This is a genomic window from Aliidongia sp. (assembly GCF_035943795.1).
Classification (GTDB): domain Bacteria; phylum Pseudomonadota; class Alphaproteobacteria; order ATCC43930; family CGMCC-115725; genus Aliidongia.
In genome coordinates this window covers 116,983-136,168 of record NZ_DASZBY010000100.1, presented here as the reverse complement: position 1 = coordinate 136,168, position 19,186 = coordinate 116,983, and the positions used below count along the sequence as shown (strand labels likewise).

Annotated in this window: 12 protein-coding genes; 7 read left to right on the top strand and 5 right to left on the bottom strand. The window is 64.9% G+C overall.

Annotation, left to right across the window (positions count from 1 at the left end; all coding sequences use genetic code 11):
* The first annotated feature begins 558 nt into the window (after nucleotides 1-558).
* The 5 genes from VGV37_RS19235 (at nucleotide 559) to VGV37_RS19215 (ending at nucleotide 6,139) form a co-directional block, all read left to right on the top strand.
* A complete protein-coding gene (locus VGV37_RS19235; protein WP_326881356.1) occupies nucleotides 559-2,163 on the top strand; it encodes an ABC transporter substrate-binding protein in 1,605 nt (534 codons plus the stop codon).
* Nucleotides 2,164-2,248: 85 nt separating this feature from the next.
* Nucleotides 2,249-3,253 (top strand): ABC transporter permease subunit, encoded by a 1,005-nt coding sequence (locus tag VGV37_RS19230; RefSeq protein WP_326881355.1) that lies wholly within the window; start codon nucleotides 2,249-2,251, stop codon nucleotides 3,251-3,253.
* Nucleotides 3,253-4,161, top strand: a complete 909-nt coding sequence (locus VGV37_RS19225) for an ABC transporter permease subunit (RefSeq protein WP_326881354.1) — start codon at nucleotides 3,253-3,255, stop codon at nucleotides 4,159-4,161. Before VGV37_RS19230 ends, VGV37_RS19225 begins: the two co-directional genes overlap by 1 nt.
* Nucleotides 4,161-5,171 carry an ABC transporter ATP-binding protein gene (locus VGV37_RS19220; protein WP_326881353.1) on the top strand — a complete coding sequence of 337 codons (1,011 nt, stop codon included), beginning with the start codon at nucleotides 4,161-4,163 and terminating at the stop codon, nucleotides 5,169-5,171. Before VGV37_RS19225 ends, VGV37_RS19220 begins: the two co-directional genes overlap by 1 nt.
* Nucleotides 5,168-6,139: a peptide ABC transporter ATP-binding protein gene (locus VGV37_RS19215; RefSeq protein WP_326881352.1), complete on the top strand. Its 972-nt coding sequence runs from the start codon at nucleotides 5,168-5,170 to the stop codon at nucleotides 6,137-6,139. Before VGV37_RS19220 ends, VGV37_RS19215 begins: the two co-directional genes overlap by 4 nt.
* Nucleotides 6,140-6,181: 42 nt before the next feature.
* On the opposite strand, the gene metH is transcribed toward VGV37_RS19215, so the two are convergent.
* From metH to VGV37_RS19200, 3 genes are read right to left on the bottom strand one after another with little or no spacing between them, the layout of a single operon-like run.
* Nucleotides 6,182-9,676, bottom strand: coding sequence for a methionine synthase (gene metH, locus VGV37_RS19210; RefSeq protein ID WP_326881351.1), 3,495 nt, complete (start codon nucleotides 9,674-9,676; stop codon nucleotides 6,182-6,184).
* 24 nt (nucleotides 9,677-9,700) lie between these two features.
* Entirely contained in the window at nucleotides 9,701-10,597 is an 897-nt protein-coding gene (gene metF, locus VGV37_RS19205) for a methylenetetrahydrofolate reductase (protein WP_326881350.1), read from the bottom strand.
* Nucleotides 10,594-11,727 (bottom strand): metalloregulator ArsR/SmtB family transcription factor, encoded by a 1,134-nt coding sequence (locus VGV37_RS19200; protein WP_326881349.1) that lies wholly within the window; start codon nucleotides 11,725-11,727, stop codon nucleotides 10,594-10,596. Before VGV37_RS19200 ends, metF begins: the two co-directional genes overlap by 4 nt.
* Before the next feature lie 221 nt (nucleotides 11,728-11,948).
* Here VGV37_RS19200 and VGV37_RS19195 point away from each other — a divergent pair, with 221 nt between their 5' ends.
* Nucleotides 11,949-12,758, top strand: a complete 810-nt coding sequence (locus VGV37_RS19195; protein WP_326881348.1) for a VacJ family lipoprotein — start codon at nucleotides 11,949-11,951, stop codon at nucleotides 12,756-12,758.
* Between the two features lie 2 nt (nucleotides 12,759-12,760).
* Entirely contained in the window at nucleotides 12,761-13,381 is a 621-nt protein-coding gene (locus VGV37_RS19190) for an ABC transporter substrate-binding protein (RefSeq protein WP_326881421.1), read from the top strand.
* A gap of 66 nt (nucleotides 13,382-13,447) precedes the next feature.
* On the opposite strand, the gene VGV37_RS19185 is transcribed toward VGV37_RS19190, so the two are convergent.
* Nucleotides 13,448-14,860: an NAD(P)/FAD-dependent oxidoreductase gene (locus VGV37_RS19185; protein ID WP_326881347.1), complete on the bottom strand. Its 1,413-nt coding sequence runs from the start codon at nucleotides 14,858-14,860 to the stop codon at nucleotides 13,448-13,450.
* 71 nt (nucleotides 14,861-14,931) lie between these two features.
* Nucleotides 14,932-18,972 carry an ATP-binding protein gene (locus VGV37_RS19180; protein ID WP_326881346.1) on the bottom strand — a complete coding sequence of 1,347 codons (4,041 nt, stop codon included), beginning with the start codon at nucleotides 18,970-18,972 and terminating at the stop codon, nucleotides 14,932-14,934.
* Nucleotides 18,973-19,186: the final 214 nt, after the last annotated feature.

Below are 19,186 nucleotides of genomic sequence, written 5' to 3'. Positions count from 1 at the left end.
CGGCATCGACGGAAATCCGAAATATCGCACGGCTCGGAAAACGAGAAAAAACCCTATAACCGAATAAATTTTTTGAACAAGACAGCAAACATCATCACAACTATTGTATCCGCCTGGATCGCCGCATATACGGTGCCTCGAACGTCGGTAGACTCGAGATCACGGCCATCCTGAACCCGGCTTTTGAAGAAGATCGCTCGAATATATAGTCCGATACTCCGGAATGAAGCACATTAGAATGTTAAATCCGACAGGATATTTCAAACCACCCTACCGTTCAGAGAATAAATCCTGGCGGCCCTCCAGATCCATTTCCAGCCGCGCCCCCGGGCGAGGGTCCGCTGCGCGGACCGGAGGCGATTTCGTCGAAGAATGGGCGCGCCGCGGGACGGCCGCGACCGGAACGCCGAATTGCGGCGCTCCCCGCCTCCGGGTGCGGTTTGACAGGTCGTGCAAAGGTGGTCTAATGCACGCTCCCAAGAGAGAAGCGACGGCGAGTGTCGGGGGACATCATCGCCAGGACGCCCGGTATAAACCGACAGAGGAGATCACGTTAGGATGACCTACAAGGCCATGGCTGCAGCCTGCGCGCTCGCGGCATTCGGGTTCATGGGTGCGGCGAGCGAGGCGCAAGCCGCCAAGACGCTCGTCTATTGCTCGGAAGGCTCGCCGGAAAACTTCAATCCGCAGATCAACACGACGGGCACGACCTTCGATGCCAATCTGCCGATCTACAACAAGCTGGTCGAGTTCAAGCGCGGCACGACCGAGATCGAGCCTGGCCTGGCGGAGAAATGGGACGTTTCGGCCGACGGGACCGTCTATACGTTCCATCTGCGCAAGGGCGTGAAGTTCCATTCCAACGCCGATTTCAAGCCGACGCGCGACTTCAACGCCGACGACGTGATCTTTTCTTTCGAGCGGCAGTGGAAGGACGACAACGCGTTCCACAAAGTGTCGGGCGGCAGCTACGACTATTTCAACGACATGAGCTTTCCGAAGCTCCTGAAGACGGTCGAGAAGGTCGATCCGCTGACCATCAAGGTCACGCTGACCGGCCCGAACGCGCCGTTCCTGGCCGACATGGCCATGGATTTCATGTCGATCCAGTCCAAGGAATATGCCGACGCGCTGGTGAAGAAGAACAAGCCGGAGCAGATCGACCAGACGCCGATCGGAACCGGTCCGTTCGAGTTCGTGCAGTACACCAAGGATTCGACGATCCGTTACAAGGCGTTCAAGGATTTCTGGGGCACGAAGCCGAAGATCGACAACCTGGTGTTCTCGATCAACAAGGACCCGGCGGTTCGCCTGGCCAAGCTGCGTGCGAACGAATGCCAGGTCATTGCGTTCCCGAACGTCGCCGACCTGCCGTCTATCAAGACCGACAAGACCCTGCAGCTGCAGGAGCAGCCGGGCCTGAACATCGGCTACCTGGCCTTCAATACCCAGAAGAAGCCGTTCGACAACAAGCTCGTGCGCATCGCCATGAACGAGGCGATCGACAAGAAGGCGATCCTCGACGCGGTCTACCAGGGTGCGGGCTCGCCGGCCAAGAACCTGATCCCGCCGACGCTCTGGGCCTACAACAACGACGTCCAGGACTTCAAGTTCGATCAGGCGGATGCCAAGAAGAAGCTGGCCGAGGCCGGTTTCCCCGATGGCTTCGAGACCGACCTCTGGGCCATGCCGGTGCAGCGTCCGTACAACCCGGACGCCAAGCGGATCGCCGAGTTGATGCAGTCGGACCTGGCCAAGGTCGGCATCAAGGCGAACATCGTCAGCTATGAATGGGGCGAGTACCGCAAGCGCGTCCAGCAGGGCGAGCATCAGGCGGCCGAGCTTGGCTGGACCGGCGACAACGGCGATCCGGACAATTTCTTCGTCCCGCTGTCCAGCTGTGCGGCGGCCCGTCCGGGCGGCGGCAGCGCGTCGAAATGGTGCAACCAGCAGTTCGACGACCTGATCAGCAAGGCCGCGACCATCACCGACCAGGCGGAACGCAAGAAGCTCTACCTGCAGGCCCAGGTGATCATGCATGACGAGGCGCCGTTCTTCCTCATCGCGCATTCGGTCGTGTTCATGCCGATGCGCGCGAACGTGACGGGCTATATCATGAGCCCGTTCGGCAAGCATCAGTTCGACCAAGTCGACCTGAAGTAACGATCCCGAGGCGGGGTCCGATCATCTTGATCGGATCCCGCCTCGACCATCGATCTTCGACTCTCTTTTCGAGTATCGGGACACCTTGCTCCAATTCATCCTCCGGCGGATCAGCCTGATCATTCCGACCTTCATCGGCGTGACCCTGCTGACCTTCGCGCTCATCCGGCTGGTCCCGGGCGACCCGATCGAGGTCCGCTTCGGTGAACGCGGCATCGCGCCCGAACGGCTGGCGGAGTTGCGCCACGAGGCTGGCCTCGACCAGCCGCTGTGGAAGCAGTTCCTCGACTATGAGGAGCAGGTCGCCACGGGCGATCTCGGCACCTCCGTCGTCACCAAGCAGCCGGTCTGGCAGGAATTCACCCAGCTGTTCCCGGCCACCATCGAGTTGGCGGTCTGCGCCATCATCTTCGCCATCGCGATCGGACTGCCGCTGGGCGTCATTGCGGCGGTGAAGCGCGGGTCTCCGTTCGACTATGGGCTGATGGGCCTGTCGGTAACCGGTGCCTCGATGCCGATCCCCTGGTGGGGATTGATGATGATCCTGATTTTCTCGGTCGGGCTGGGCTGGACCCCCGTTTCGGGCCGGATCGCCGACGCCTTCTATATCGAGCCTTACACCGGCTTCATGCTGATCGATTCCTGGTTTTCCGACGATGACGGCGCCGTGCTGTCGGCGATCAGCCACCTGATCCTGCCGGCCATCGTGCTGGGCACCATCCCGCTGGCCACCGTCGCGCGCATGACCCGGTCCGCCATGCTGGAAGTGCTGAACGAGGATTACATCCGCACCGCGCGCGCCAAGGGCCTGGGCGCCATGCGGGTCGTGCTGATCCATGCGCTGCGCAATGCCCTGATCCCGGTCGTGACCGTGATCGGCCTGCAGGTCGGCACCTTGCTGGGCGGCGCCATCCTGACCGAGACGATCTTTTCCTGGCCCGGCGTCGGCCATTGGCTGGTCGAATCGGTCCAGCGCCGCGACTATCCCGTGCTGCAGGGCGGCGTGCTGCTGGTCGCCAGCCTGGTCATGCTGGTGAACTTCGGCGTCGACCTCACCTATGGTTTTCTCAATCCCAGGATCCGACGCTGATGGCGACGATCGACACCGGCGCCGCGCGCGTCGCGGTACGCCCGCCGCCCAGCCGCGCCGTCGCGTTCTGGAATTCCTTCGCCGAGAATCGCGGAGCGATCGTTGGGCTCGGCATCATGATCGTGCTGATCGTGATCGCGATCGGCGCCGACTATGTGGCACCTCATTCGCCGATCGAGCAGTTCCGCTCCTCGTTCATCGTCCCGCCCGCCTGGGTCGAGGGCGGCAGCCTGGACTTCCCGCTCGGCACCGACGACCTGGGCCGGGACATCCTGTCGCGCCTGATCCACGGCGCCCGCCTGTCGCTGATCATCGGCGCGATGGTCGTGACCCTGTCGCTCGCGGTCGGTACCCTGCTGGGCCTGTCCGCCGCCTTCGCCGGCGGCCTGGTCGACATCGCGCTGATGCGGCTGATGGACGTGCTGCTGGTGTTCCCCAGCCTGGTGCTGGCCGTGGTGATCGTCGCGATCCTGGGTCATCCCAGCCTGCTGAACGCCATGTTCGCCGTGTCGATCGTCACCCTGCCGCACTATACGCGCCTGGTGCGCGCCGCCGCTCTGTCGGAGCTGGCGCGCGACTACGTGACGGCGACCCGCTGCGCCGGCGCCGGCACGCTGCGGCTGATGCTGATCACCGTGCTGCCGAATTGCGTGGCTCCGCTGATCGTGCAGGCGACACTCGGCTTTTCCAGTGCCATCCTGGACGAGGCGGCCTTGAGCTTCCTCGGCCTCGGCGCCCAGCCGCCGACGCCGGAATGGGGCACGATGCTCGCCGGCGCCTTGCAATATTACCAGCGCGCCTGGTGGATGCTGACCTTCCCCGGCCTCGCCATCCTCATCACCGTCCTCGCCTTCAACCTGTTCGGCGACGGGTTGCGCGATGCCCTCGATCCGAAGCTGAAGCGCTGATGTCCGCTCTCGAAATCCGTAACCTCACCGTCGAGTTCTCGACCTCGCGCGGGTTGTTCCGTGCCGTCGACCGCCTGGACATGACCTTGGACCCGGGCGAGATCCTGTGCGTCGTCGGCGAATCCGGCTCCGGCAAGAGCGTGTCGATGCTGGCGCTGATGGGCCTGATCGGCTATCCGGGCAAGGTCACCGCCGACGTCATGAAATTCGACGGCATCGACCTGTTGGGCATCTCGGCGCGCGAGCGGCGCCGGCTGGTCGGCAAGGACATCGCCATGGTGTTCCAGGAGCCGATGTCGTCGCTCAACCCCTGCTTCCCGATCGGCTGGCAGATCGGCGAAGCGCTGACGACCCATGGCGTGGTACCGAAATCGGGCGTGCGCGACCGGGTGGTCGAGCTGTTGCACCAGGTTGGGATTCCCGCACCGGAAACCCGGCTCAAGTCGTTTCCCCATCAATTGTCCGGCGGCATGAACCAGCGCGTGATGATCGCCATGGCGATCGCCTGCAACCCGCGCCTGCTGATCGCCGACGAGCCGACCACGGCACTCGACGTCACCATCCAGAAGCAGATCCTGGACCTGCTGGTCTCGCTCCAGCGCGAGCGCGGCATGGGCCTGATCCTGATCACCCACGACATGGGTGTGGTTGCCGAGACCGCCAAGCGCGTCCAGGTCATGTATGCGGGCCAGATGGTCGAGGAACAGTCGACCGACGCGCTGTTCGCCGCGCCCTTGCATCCCTATACCGCGGCGCTGCTGGACGCCTTGCCGGAGCGGGCGATCGGCAAGCGGCGCCTGCCGACCATTCCCGGCGTCGTGCCCGGCATCGACGATCGGCCGGAAGGCTGCCTGTTCAACCCGCGCTGCCAGTTCCAGGTCGAGGTCTGCACGCGGCGCCAGCCGCCGCTCGTCGGCCCCGCCGGTGCCCGCGCCCGCTGCCTTTTCCCGCTGGATGCGGCAGGGCGGCCGACGAACGACTATCCCGGCCGGGTGGAGGCCGTGCGATGAGCGCCACGCTGATGGAAGCGCGGGACGTCCGGCGCCACTACGAGATCGGCGGCGGCCTGTGGGGCAAGAAGGCGCTGGTCAAGGCGGTCGACGGCGTGTCCTTTACCTTGAACGAAGGCAAGACCCTGGCCGTGGTGGGCGAGTCCGGCTGCGGCAAGTCCACGCTCGCCCGGATCGCGACCCTGCTGGAGACACCGACCGACGGCGAACTGTGGATCGACGGCAAGGCGACCGTGGGCGTGGGGGCCGCGGCCCTGCGCCACCTGCGCCTGTCGGTCCAGATGGTGTTCCAGAACCCCTATGGCTCGCTGAATCCGCGTAAGACCGTCGGCTCGATCCTCGAAGAACCGCTCGCCATCAACGATCGCGGCAATGCGGCCGAACGCCAGGAGACGGCGCGCGCCATGATGGCCAAGGTCGGCCTGCGCCAGGACCATTACGGCCGCTATCCCCACATGTTCTCCGGCGGCCAGCGCCAGCGCATCGCGATCGCGCGCGCGCTGATGCTGCGGCCCCGCGTGGTCGTGGCCGACGAGCCCGTGTCCGCCCTCGACGTCTCGATCCAGGCCCAGGTGCTGAACCTGATGATGGACCTGCAGGAGGAGTTCCGGCTCGCCTACCTGTTCATCAGCCACGATCTGTCGGTCGTGCGTCACATCGCCGACGAGGTCATGGTCATGTACCTGGGCCGGCCGGTCGAGCAGGGTCCGAAGGCAACGATCTTCTCGCATCCGCGCCACCCCTATACCAAGATCCTGCTGGCGGCGACGCCGTCGGTCGACCCCGCCCATCGCCAGACCGCCATCGCGGTCAAGGGCGAATTGCCTTCCCCGCTCAATCCGCCGACCGGCTGCGCCTTCCACAAGCGATGCCCATTCGCCGCCGACCGCTGCAGCACCGAACGCCCGGAGCTGCGCCCGGTCGAGGGCCATATGGTCGCCTGCCACTACGCCGAAGCGATCGCCTGAGGCGACCCGGCGCGCCGCCTTCGCGCGCCGGGTCGATCCGTATCAGACCGAGAAGTATTTCGCCTGCGGGTGGTGCAGGACGATCGCACTGGTCGATTGTTCGGGATCCAGTTGGTCCTCGTCGGTCAAGGTCAGCCCGATCTCGTGCGCTTTCAGCAGTTCCAAGATGACCTTCTGGTCGCCGACATTCGGGCAGGCCGGATAGCCGAAGGAATAGCGCGAGCCGCGATAATGCTGGCTCAGCATCGCATCGAGATCGCGTGGCTCGTCGCTGGAAAAGCCCAGCTCGGCGCGGATCCGCTTGTGGACATATTCCGCCATCGCCTCGGCCATCTCGACCGACAGGCCGTGCAGATACAGATAGTCCTGGTAGCGGTTCTCGGCGAACCATTCGCGCGCCACAGTCGAGGCACGCTCGCCCATGGTCACGACCTGCAGTCCGATCACATCGCGCTGCGGATCCGCGACGTCGCGGAAGAAGTCCGAGATGCACAGCCCGCCATCCTTGGCCTGGCGCGGAAAGTTGAAGCGCGAGATCTCGCGCTTGCCGTCTTCCTCGAACAGGATGACGTCATTGCCCTCGGCGGCGCATTTCCAGAAGCCGTAGGCCGCCTGCGGCACCAGGATGTCGTCCTTCTGCACCAGGTCGAGCATCCGCTGCAGGGTCGGGCGCAGCTCCTTGTGAGCCCAGGCCTTGAACTCGTCCAGCGTGCGCCCGTCCTTGCGGAAGCCCCATTGGAATTGATAGAGCATCCGCTCGTTCAGGAACGGCACCAGCGCCTTGACCGGCGCGCGGGCGATGACGCGGGCGCCCCAGAACGGCGGCACCGGCACGGGCATGTCGCGATGCAGTTCGGCCCGGCGCAGGCGGATCTCCTCGACGTCGACCGGCCGCAGCGGCTTCGCCGGCTCGGCCGCCTGGCCCAGCTTGCGCCGATCGTTGACCGGCCGCCCGACCCGCTTGGCGCGTAGCTCGGTCAGGTAATTGTCGAACTGGCCGCCCACGACCCGCTCCATCATGGCGAGGCCGTCGAACGCATCGCCGGCATAGGCGACCCGGCCGGACCCATAGGATTGGGCGCAATCCTCCTCGACATAGCGGCGCGTCAGCGCGGCCCCGCCCAGGACGACCGGCACGTTCAGACCCTGGCGCGTCATCTCCTCGAGATTTTCGCGCATGACCACGGTCGACTTGACCAGCAGGCCGGACATGCCGACCACGTCGGCCTTGTGGTCGATCGCCGCTTGCAGGATCGACTGGATCGGCTGCTTGATGCCGAGATTGACGACCTTGTAGCCGTTGTTGGTCAGGATGATGTCGACTAGGTTCTTGCCGATGTCGTGCACGTCGCCCTTCACGGTGGCGAGCACGATCGTGCCTTTCTCCTGGCCCTCGACCTTCTCCATGTGCGGCTCCAGGAAGGCGACGGCGGCCTTCATGGTCTCGGCCGATTGCAGCACGAACGGCAATTGCATCTTGCCGGCGCCGAACAGCTCGCCCACCACCTTCATGCCGTCGAGCAGAAGGGTGTTGATGATGTCGATCGGCGCATAAGTGCTCATAGCATCGGTCAGGTCGATGTCGAGCCCGATCCGGTCGCCATCGACGATGCGCAGCTTCAGCCGCTCCTCGACCGTTTCGGGCCGGCTCTTCTTCTCGGCCTTGGCGGCCGTACGATTCTCGAACAGCGCCAGGAACGCCTGCAGCGGATCGTAGCCTTCACGCCGGCGGTCGAAGATCAGATCCTCGGCGATGCGGACTTCCTCTTCCGGGATCTTGTGCAGCGGCATGATCTTGGAGACATGCACGATGGCGCCGGTCAGGCCGCGCTTCAGGGCGTGATCCAGATAGACCGAGTTCAGCACATGGCGCGCCGCCGGGTTGAGGCCGAACGAGATGTTCGACAGGCCCAGGATGATCTGGCACTCCGGCAGTTCCTTCGCGATCCGCTCGATCGCGTCCAGGGTCTCGTAGCCGAGCCTGCGATCGTCCTCGTTGCCGGTCGCGATGGTGAAGGTCAGCGGATCGAACATCAGGTCGGCGGCCGGCAGCCCATGCTTGACGCAGGCGAACTCGTAGAGCCGCTTGGCGATGCGCAGCTTCTCGTCGGCATCTTTCGCCATGCCGACTTCGTCGATGGTCAATGCGATGACCGCCGTGCCGAACCGGCGGGCCAGCTCCATGCGCTTCTCGGCCGGGACCTCGCCATCCTCGAAATTGATCGAATTCAGGATCGGCTTGCCGCCATAGAGCTTCAAGGCCGCTTCCAGCACCGGCAGTTCGGTCGAATCGATCACCAGCGGGGCCGAGACCGACCCGCGCATGCGGCTCACGACCTCGGTCATGTCGGCGATCTCGTTGCGTCCGACGAAGGCGGTGCAGACGTCGAGCGTGTGCGAGCCTTCCTTGACCTGCTCGCGGCCGACCTCGACGCAGCCGTCCCAGTCGCCGGCATCCTGCAGCAGGCGGAATTTCTTGGAGCCGTTGGCATTACAGCGCTCGCCGATCGACAGGTATGCATTCTCCTGCCGGTAGGGCACCTGGCCATAGAGCGAGGCGACGCCGGGCACCCAGAACGAGGTGCGCTTGACCGGCGCCGGGCGATGCTTGTCGCCGCCGATCCGGCGCAGCATCCGGTCCAGCGCCTGGATATGCGGCACGTCCGTGCCGCAGCAGCCGCCGATCATGTTGATGCCGTCTTCGCGGATGAACCGTTCCAGCCACTGGCTGAGCTCGTCGGGCATCAGCGGATAATGCGCCTTGCCGTCGACCAGCTCGGGCAGGCCGGCGTTGGGCAGCACGGAGATCAGGCCCGGCCAATTCTCGCCGATCCACTTCACATGCTCGGCCATTTCCTGCGGGCCGGTGGCGCAATTGAGCCCGATCAGCGGCACGTCGAGCGCGTTGATTACGGTCGCGGCGGCGGCGATGTCGGCGCCGACCAGCAGGGTGCCGGTCGTCTCGACCGTCACCTGGACCAGGATCGGCGTATCGGTCCCGGCCAGAGCCCGAGCGCGCTTGGCACCGTTGACGGCGGCCTTGATTTGTAGCGGATCCTGGCAGGTCTCGATCAGGATCGCATCGACGCTGCCGTCGATCAGGCCCGAAGCCTGGATCGCGAGCCCGTCTTCCAGGGTCTGGTAATCCACGTGGCCCAGGGTCGGCAGCCGGGTACCCGGTCCGACCGAGCCCAGCACGAAGCGCTCGCGCCCGTCGGAGAAGCTTTCGACCGCTTCGCGAGCCAACTCGCCGGCGCGTCGGCTCAGTTCATAGGATTTGTCCTGCAGGCCGAACTCGCCCAGCGTCAGCGGCGACGAGCCGAAGGAATTGGTTTCGACCATGTCGGCGCCGGCTTCGAGATAGCCGATATGGATGTCGCGGACCAGGTCCGGCCGGCTTTCGCACAGGATGTCGGTACAATTCTCATGACCGAGATAGTCGCGATCGACGTCGAGCTCGGTCGCTTGAACGCGCGAGCCCATGCCGCCGTCGCACAGCAACACGCGGTCGGACAAGACGTCGAGGAAATGGGCCATCGGGGAACGTCCTAAAATCTGATGCTAAACGGCGAGGGCCGGCGCGGGGGTCGCGGCTTGCGGCGCACGAACGCCCAGCATATGGCAGATCGCGAGCGTGAGTTCGGCGCGATTGAGCGTGTAGAAATGGAATTCTTCGACGCCGGCAGCCTGCAGCTTGTGCACGAGGTCGACCGCTACGGTCGCCGCAACCAGCCGCCGGGTCTCCGGATCATTGTCGAGCCCGTCGAATGTGTGTGCCATCCAGTCCGGGACGCTGGTCCCGCAGCCTTTGCAGAACTTCGCGACCTGAGCGAAATTCGTCACCGGCAGGATGCCGGGCACGATCGGCACGGTGATGCCGGCGCGACGCGCCCGGTCGACGAAACGCAGGTAGGTATCCGCCTCGAAGAAGCTCTGGGTGATCGCGCGCGTGGCGCCTGCGTCGATCTTGCGCTTCAGATTGTCGAGGTCGGCCTCGGCGCTCGGCGCGTCGGGATGGGTCTCGGGATATGCGGCGACCGAGATTTCGAAATCGGCGATGCGGCGGATGCCGGCGACCAGGTCGGCAGCGAAGTCGTAGCCGTCCGGGTGCACGGCGTAGCCGGCGGCGTCGCCTGGCGGGTCGCCGCGCAGCGCCACCAGATGGCGGATGCCGGAGGCCCAATAGTCGCTGACGATGGCGTCGATCTCGGCGCGGCTGGCGCCCACGCAGGTGAGATGGGCGGCCGGCTCGAGCGCGGTCTCGTGCCGGATCCGGCGCACCGTCGAATGGGTACGCTCGCGCGTCGACCCGCCGGCGCCATAGGTGACCGACACGAAGCGCGGGCTGAGCGGCGCCAGGCGCTCGACGACCTGCCACAGCTTCTGTTCCATCTCCGCGGTCTTGGGCGGGAAGAATTCGAACGAAACGGCGACGGGTGCCGAATTAAACTTCGTCATGGATGGACCTCCCCCAAAATTCTCGGCACCGCAATGCCCTCGCCGGCCAGCGACAAGCCGGCCTCGGCGGCGCGGCGTTCGGCCGGCCAGATCGCAACGGTCAGCGGATCGCCGGGCAGGTGAACCGGCGCCTGCGGCGTCAATCCGGCCTTGGCGGACCATTCCCGCACCTCGGCGTCGGCAAATCCCAACCGCCGGTGGGCGTGATCCTCGCGCAGCGTTTCCAGCTGATGTGGCGCGAAATCGACGATCAGCAGGCGCCCGCCTGGACGCAGCACGCGCGCCGCCTCGGCCACCGCCTCGGCAGGACGCTCGGCGAAATGCAGGACCTGGTGCAGGATCACCAGGTCGAACGACGGCATGGCGAACGGCAGCGCATACATGTCGCCCAGACGGACCGTGCAGTTGCGCAGCATCGCCCGTTCCAGATTGACGCGCGCGACCGCCAGCATGTCGCGCGACAGGTCGAGGCCGACGGCACGCTCGACCCGGGGAGCGAACAGCTCGAGCATCCGCCCAGTCCCGGTGCCGATGTCGAGCAGATCGCGCACCGATCGCCCGGCGAGGCAGACGTCGAGGGCAGCCTCCACGTCGCGCTCGTCGACGTGCAGGCTGCGGATGGCGCCCCACTGGTAGGCGTTCTGCGCGAAATAAACCGACGCCGCCCGCTCGCGCTCGCGCTCGATTTCCCCCAGGCGCTCGCGGTCTCTGAGGATGGTCGGATCATCGGCCGGGAGCAGCGAGGCCAACCGCTCGGCAAGGCCGCGGCCACCGAGGCGTGCCAACCGGTAGAACACCCAATTGCCCTCGCGAAACCGCTCGAGCAGCCCGCCCTCGCACAGCAGCTTCAGGTGCCGCGACACGCGCGGCTGGCTCTGGCCGAGGATCGTTGTGAGCTCGGTCACCGTTAGCTCATTTTCGGAACAGAGCGCCAGCAGCCGCAACCGCGTCGGTTCTGCGACCGCCCTCAGCCCGGTCAAAAGCTCTTCCACGGTCCGCACCTCGATCACGAACGCCCGATTTTCTATAGGTCTATATAAACATGTCTTTATGTGGAGACAAATAAAATGTGCAACGAAGCCACGCTCGCTGAAATTAGATAGCTGGGCCCGTGTGTTCGCCGTTCTCATCCACAGCGCTCGGTGGCAATTGATTGCGCCTATGGTATGACCCATATGACTTCGGTGCCGTCTGAAACCGCACCGGCTGGGTCGCGGAACGAGAAAGCATATTCCGCCGTTCCGGCTATAACCCGGATCGGCCAAAGTCCGATTTTTTCCTCCCGAAATCCGAGAGCGAGCCTCGACCCATGGTTTCCCGCCGGCTTCTGTCCGCACCGACGACCGCGCTCATGCTGAGCGCGATGCTGCTCGCGTCCTGCGCCTCGGCTCCGCCGGGCCCCTCCGACGCCGCCGACGATACGAACGACCCGTACGAGAGCGTCAATCGGGTGATCTTCGACGTCAACATGTCGATCGATAAGTATTTCTTCGAGCCGGTTGCCGAGGGTTATCGCTGGGTGCTGCCGACCGTCGTGCGGACCGGCATTTCCAACGTGTTGCGCAACCTCAAGGGCCCGCTCATCATGGCCAACGACCTGCTGGAAGGGAATCCCCAGCGGTTCGGCGACACGTTCGGTCGCTTCATGATGAACACGTTCTTCGGCCTGGGCGGCCTGATCGACGTCGGTACCGATGCCAAGATCCCGTATCACGATGCCGACTTCGGCATGACGCTGGCGGTGTGGGGCGTCGGCTCCGGCCCCTATCTGGTCCTGCCGCTGCTGAATTCGTCGAACCCCCGCGACGGCATTGCCTACGGCCTCGAAAGCTATGCCGATCCGGTCAGCATCGAATTGCGCGCCCACGACATGGGCGAGGGCAATTACGTCCGCCTGGGCGTCGGCCTGATCAGCGAGCGGGCGAACCATATCGAGGACATCGACGAGTTGAAGCGCAGCTCCCTCGATTTCTATGCGACGGTGCGCAGCCTGTACTGGCAGAGCCGGAACGCCGATATCGAGGCGGCGAAGTCGCCATCGAACCCGGCGCAGCCGAAATCCGTTTCCTACGATCCGGGTCCCGCTCCGACGGCGACCCCGACCGCGTCACAGACGACTCCGGCGACCACGACCGCCGATGGAAAAGCGAAGGCTGATTGACGATGTGGAAGTATCTCTCCCGCTATCTCGCCCTGGGCGCCGCCCTGCTGATCGCCGTATCGGCGACGCCCGCCCGGGCGGCCGATGAACCCGGCGCATTCATTCAGGGACTGGGCGATCAGGCCATCCAGATCCTGCAGAATAAGCAGCTGGGCCAGAAGGAACGGCAGGCCGCGTTCAACAAGCTGTTCACCGAGGGCTTCGACGTGCCCGAGATCGGCAAGTTCGTGCTCGGCCGCTATTGGAACGTCGCGTCGCCGACGCAGCAGCAGGAATATCTGAAGCTGTTCGGCACCTACGTCGTGGCCGTCTATGCCAACCGCTTCAGCCAATATTCCGGCGAGAAGTTCACGGTCGCCGGCAGCCAGACGACACCCGATGGGGCGTCGGTCGCCTCGCAGATCATCCGGCCGAACGGCGGCCCGCCGATCAACATCGTCTGGAAGATCTCCAAGCAAGGCGCCGCCTACAAGATCCGCGACGTCGTCGCCGAGAATCTCAGCATGGCGGTGACGCAGCGCGCCGAATTCAGCTCGGTCGTCGAGCGTGGCGGCGGGGGTGCGGCCGGCGTGGACGCGCTCAACAACACGCTGAAGCAGAAGATCGCGGCCAACGGCGGCTGATCCCGACCCGATCCAAACCGGCACGAAAAATTGGCCGCCGTTCCCGAAAAGAGCGGCGGCCTTTTCTCATGACGCCTTGTGCAGCTTCGCGATGATGGCCTCGGCCGCCTTGCGGCCCGTCTCGACCGCGCCGTTCATGTAGCCCTGGGACTGGGCGCTGCAATGCTCGCCGGCGAAATAGAGGTTGCCGACGGGCGTGCCTTGCCAGCCGGCGACGGTGGTCCACTGGCCGGGCTTGTAATAGGAATAGGAGCCGCGAAACAGCGGATCGACCCGCCAATCGGTCGCGATGCTGACGCCGCTGTAGGCATCCTGCATGCCGGGAAACATCGGATCCGCCGCGCGCAGCCAGGCATCGGCAGTGAGGGCGGGGTTGGCGGCGGTCAACTGCGCGCCGGTGGTGCCGCCAAGGAAGAACGCATAGGCGCCGCCGACACCCTGCAGGCGGCCGGCATCCCACCCGGTCTGGAACGGCGCGTCGGAATACATGCCCCCGTCTCGACCCTGATCGCGCCAGACCGGCGAGCGCAGACCGACGATGAGCTTCTCGTTGGTGCCATAGCCGAGCGTGTCGATGGCATGCCGCTTCAGCGGTGGCAGCGAGGGCGGCAGCTCGACTTCGCGCAGCACGGAAAAAGGCATCGCCAGGACGACGACATCCGCCGCCACAGTCTTCCGACCGCCACCGGCGCGGGCGAAGTCGAGATGGAAGCCCGTGCCGGCTTCGCGCACCGCCTCCAGCCGATGCTCCAGCTCCAGACGCCCGTCCAGTTCAGCCGCCAGGGCATGCGCCACCTGGTGGTTGCCGCCACGGATCTTATAGCGCTCGTCGCTGTCGCCGAAGATGCTGAAGCCTTCGGACGTGTCCAGCGACACCAGGGTAAGCAGGTTGAGGCAGGATTGTTCCTCCACCTCGGCCCCGTACTCGGTCAGGTAGCCGACCTCCAGCAGGCGCCGCATCCAGCCGCCGGCACCGATCCGATCGAGATATTCCGCGATCGACAGACGGTCGAACCGAACATCGGCGGGCGAATGGGACGCTGCCGTGATGTCGGACGACAGCGTCGCCAGATCGGTCCGCATACGCTCGGCCAGCGGCGCGAATTCGTCGATGACCTGCTGTTCCGAACAGTGCCGGCCGCCGAAATAATAGGTTTCTTCGAGCGTCTGCTCCGACGCCGCCTGGGTGTCGATCAGCGGCAGGCCGAACTCGCGCACAAGCGTCAGCATGTCGGCATGGCGACTGTCGATGAATTCGCCACCCAGCTCGGTGACGAGGCCAGGACCCAGCTGGCCAACGACCGAGTGAACCCGGCCACCAACCCGGGCGGACCCTTCATAGAGCGTGACGTCCACGCCGGCGCGCCGGAGAGTCCGGGCGGCCATCAGGCCTGCGAGACCAGCACCGACCACCACCACCTTGGGGCCGGTCGGCGCAACCGGCCGCGTGTCGGCCCCCTGCTCCCGTTCGTTTGCCATCCGCGCACGCCCCCTCGCCTCGACCGGTCATCGACCGTGACCTTACCATCCGCCTCCGAGCCTGCGGCAAGTCACGCCCGCTGGGCAATCCGGTTGCGCTCGATGCGCAGCAGAAGCTCGTCGCGCTGGCATTCGTAAAACGGAGGCTCCCCCGCGAGCAATGGTGACACGTCCGAGAGATACGGTTTCACGTCCCGCTTCAGATCCTGATGCAGCAGTCGCATGATCAGATAGACATATTCCAGCAACCAGCAATCCTGCGCCTCCGCGACCCAGACATTCAGAATATCGCACAATTCCCGGTTGTTCAGAATCCGCGCACGCATTGCGCCGTCCCCCATGCGGAGCCAAGCCAGGAAATCATCGGCGCAGATCCCGCGGACACGGCTGCTGGCGCTTTTTGCATGGAGCTTGATGGCAGTCTCGAACAGACCATAGTCGTCGCGGCCCGCGACGTTGTAGGCGGCGTCGATCGCCGCATACGAGACTCGCCAATGAGCTTCGGTGTCTCTCAACAGATCGCCGATGATCGACATGTGCTCGATATCGCTTTCGACCAGACGTTCGATGACCGAAGCGACCGCTTCCGACACCTGCCACATCGGATGCCGGGTCAGTACTTTGAGAATATCCAGTCCGGTCGATCGATCGACACCATCCAGCAACGCCCGCAGCTGCGCGAAAGCCTTGCCTTCGCCGATCCGACTGGCGTCGTGCCCCAATGCCGCGAAGCCTTCGACCGTAAGCAAGCGGATCAGGGCGGGTCGGTCCTGCACGGTTTTGCGGGTGAGCAGCGTCGCCAGTTGCCCCTGCAACTGCTGAGCGTCCCCGGCAGAAGCGGCCAGCGAGGCATCGTCCCGAGCAGCGGCGAGCGCCGGCCATTCCGTCGGCGCTGCCATCTGCACCCGATAGGCAGCGAGTTCGATGCGATGATAATCCCAGATCGGCTGCCAGAACGCGGGATAGTCGCCGGACGGTAGCGCTGCCTGTATCTGTAATGCCTGTTTCGGGTGCTCTCCTGCCAGGCCGAGGATCAATTCGCAAAGGATCATGCGCTCGATGTTGATTTCGGATCGGGCCCACTGCTTCACGACGTCGAGATTGCCTTCGATCGTCTCGGGTGCTTCCAGGAAGATCTGCGAGAGGGCGTAGCCTGCAACTTCTCGTTCTTCGAGGCGGGAATCCGCGGCCATCGTCAGGAGCTGGTCGAAACGATTGCCCCGCTCTTCGGGGCCGGCGTGTTTCCAGAGTTCCGCCAGGACCTCTCCGGTGTCGACGCGCAGCACCATGTCGTAGAGCGAGTGAAGCTTGGGCCGCAGGCTGTCCCAGATGTCCGTATGCAATTCAGCCAGCACGCGAATGGCGCCCTGGCGGGTCGCGGTCTCGTAGATCGCGTGATTGAGCACGAGAAGACCGTCGATTGGCAGCGCCGCCGCGCGCTGACGCGCCCGCTCCCGCACCGCCGGCTCCTGGTCGCCGCCCATCTGGTCCACCAAACCGTTTACGGCGTCGGCGATCCGTTTGGCCATGACCGTAAGGGCGACCGGCTGCAGGTCGTGGCGATCGAGCTCGGTCCCTTCCGCCAACGTCTCATAGAGACGCAGCGCCCGCGCGATGCCGTTATAGTCCGGGTCGAGGCGGTCGATCTCAAGGAGATGATCGATGCCATTGTGCGCCACATAGTCGGCAAATGAGCCGGCGTGGGCGATCCCCTGCTCGGCAGCCTCGCTGCACTTGTCGCAAAGCCATCGCTTGGCGCTGAAGATCGATGTCTTGACGTCGTCGCTGCGAGCGAACCGCACCTCTGCCTTGGGCGTCGACTGGGCGGCGGGTGGATCCAGATAGTCGCGAAACGACTTATGATAGATCGTGTAGCCCGGCACTTTGCGGCGGTCCTGCGATGGACGCAGCATCGGCGAGAGATGAACCAGAGCCTTTTCCACATCGTGCGTCGCATCCTGATGCCTCAGGTAATGCAGATGTTCGCGCGCACGGGTTTCGAGTTGCTCGTTGCTGATCGAATCCCGCGCCACGGCAATCAGGCCGATCATCGGCGTCAGCAATGTCGCGACATCGCCGATGCGGCTGCGCTCGATCAGTTTCTGATAGAACGCCTCCAGCGAGACCGGCAGTTTGTAGGCCTCGAAACTGGCGCTGTCGCCGCCGGCGAGGATGTCGTTGATGACGCACCGCACGTAGATCGGCAGCCCTTTCGACCGGCCGGCGATCTCGTGGATGTAGGGACTGTCGACCTGATCCGCGTGCACTTTCAGGGTGGATTTCCCGCGATCGAGATCGACGAAGAACATCTGATGGCCGTCATTGTCGTCGATCAGCCATTTCCGACCCGGTGCGATGGCGAGCACGCGCGGCCGGTGCTGCAGGGGCGACAGGGCGTCGGCGCCAGATCTCGGCCTGCAGATCGCGAGGATTTCATCAGGGATCTGTTCCCTGTCCAACGCCTGTACGAGGGCCGGCGAGACGGCGATCTGGTCGAGCTTGCGGCTCGTGACGCGATCATGTTTCAGCAGGTGCGCGCGAGCCTTGCCGACACGATCCAGCAGCATGGCGCGGATGTCCTGCTCGCTCATGCCCGGCAATCCATGCTCGAACAGCCTTATGGCGCCGCCCTGCAGCATGCGCGGGGTCAGCTGCCTGCGGCCGGCGCAGATCCAGGTGACCCGCCCGGCGCCGGCGTCCAGGCGCGCGGGCTTCAGCTCGCCCACCAGGCGCAGGCACACGTCGGCGACGAAGCCCTGTTCCACCGAATCGATTTCGTCCAGGCCGTCCAAGACGAGCACGCAGTCGGTGCCGCCGGCGACCGCGGCCCTCAACGCCTCGGCCGTGCTGGTCACGCTGTAGGCGCGATGCGCAGTCAGGGCCAATGCGGGCGCGATCGCCTGCTCGATCAGCTGAAAGAACATCTGTGCCGAGCACCGCCCGTCGCCGACCTTGAAACGAAACGGCAGCACCCGTGGGCGGTTCTCGCCGACCGCCTCGTCGGCCTCATCCCGCAATTTCGTGGCCAGCTTGGCCATCAACGTCGACTTGCCGCTGCCTGGCTCGCCATCGAGCCAAAGCAGGTCGCCGCGATGGTTCTCCAACGCCTCCCACAGATGGCGCAACTCGTTCTCGCGCCCGATCATCTGCTTGCCGTCCCGGCGCAGTTCGTCGGCAAACCTATCGGCCGCCCCGACCGCCCGCTCCGCCGCGGCAGCGAGTTCCTTGCGCTTCAGAATGTCATCCAGCACGCGGGTGGCACGCTCGTCCCCGAAGCTCCAGTAGGCTTCGTCGGTATCGAGCGGGGTGTATTGCAACGTGTCGATCGCGCTGCGGCGCGCATACAGCTGGATCGCAGGCTTGGTCGCCGAATGCTCCGTCAGCCGCGGCAGGCCATAGCAGACCATCGGCCAAACCTGCAGTTCACGCGCGCCCCGCGTCACCATCATCATGTCGCCGCCGGGCCACGCATGCCGATGTCCGTCCGGCAGCGGTCGTGGCACCAATCCGCGCAATTCGCACAGGCGCCCTTCGACGTCGCGACCGACGAACGACAACTCGCACATCCAAAGGTTTTCGTGGAGGAAATGGTTGATGCGCTCCGTCCATCTGCTCAGCAGATCGGCGGCGGAGCCGTGCGCGAGACCGGCGCCATGCGCCAGCCGGTTGCGCAGGGCCAGGAACGACTGCAACGGGTCGTCGTGGGCGCCCGCCGCTCCCCGGGCGCCGCTGAAGAAGCTTTCCAAGGGCCAGCCCGCATCGGATTGCGCCTTCAATTCAGGCAGCATGGTATCGACGCTTAATTGACTGGCCAGCGTGCCGAGCAGCCTGCGCCATTGCCCCAGCGTGGGCCGGTCCATCGCACGGGCCAGTTCGCCTGCCACCGCGTCGAGCCTCTTCTGCTGGTGGAGCTCGGCGATCGAAATGAACACCAGCAACCGCAGGATCGACTCGACCGTGTCGCACGCGTGCCACAAGACGTTGAGAGAACCGTTGGCATTTTTCCCGCACGCTCGCGCAGCTTCGGCCAACTGCTGCACCGGAATCGCGATGGGCGTCGGCAGCGCCGCGATCGTTTTCCTGTCGAAGCCCAGCGCGAAAGAGGCAACCATGCGATGTTTCTCCGAGCGCGAGCCTCACGCGCTGTACGTCGCAGGCTCATGGCTAGATTGCCTGCGGTGCATCGAAAGAAACAAGCATCTGGAGAGAATCAGGCCCAGGAAAGCCTGGCACTTTGCGGTCCCCCGGAAGACGTGGCCGGTCATCAGGATTGGGGGGGCGGAGCTTCGAGAAAGCCTGGTGTGGCAGAGGGGTTCAGCTTGGTCG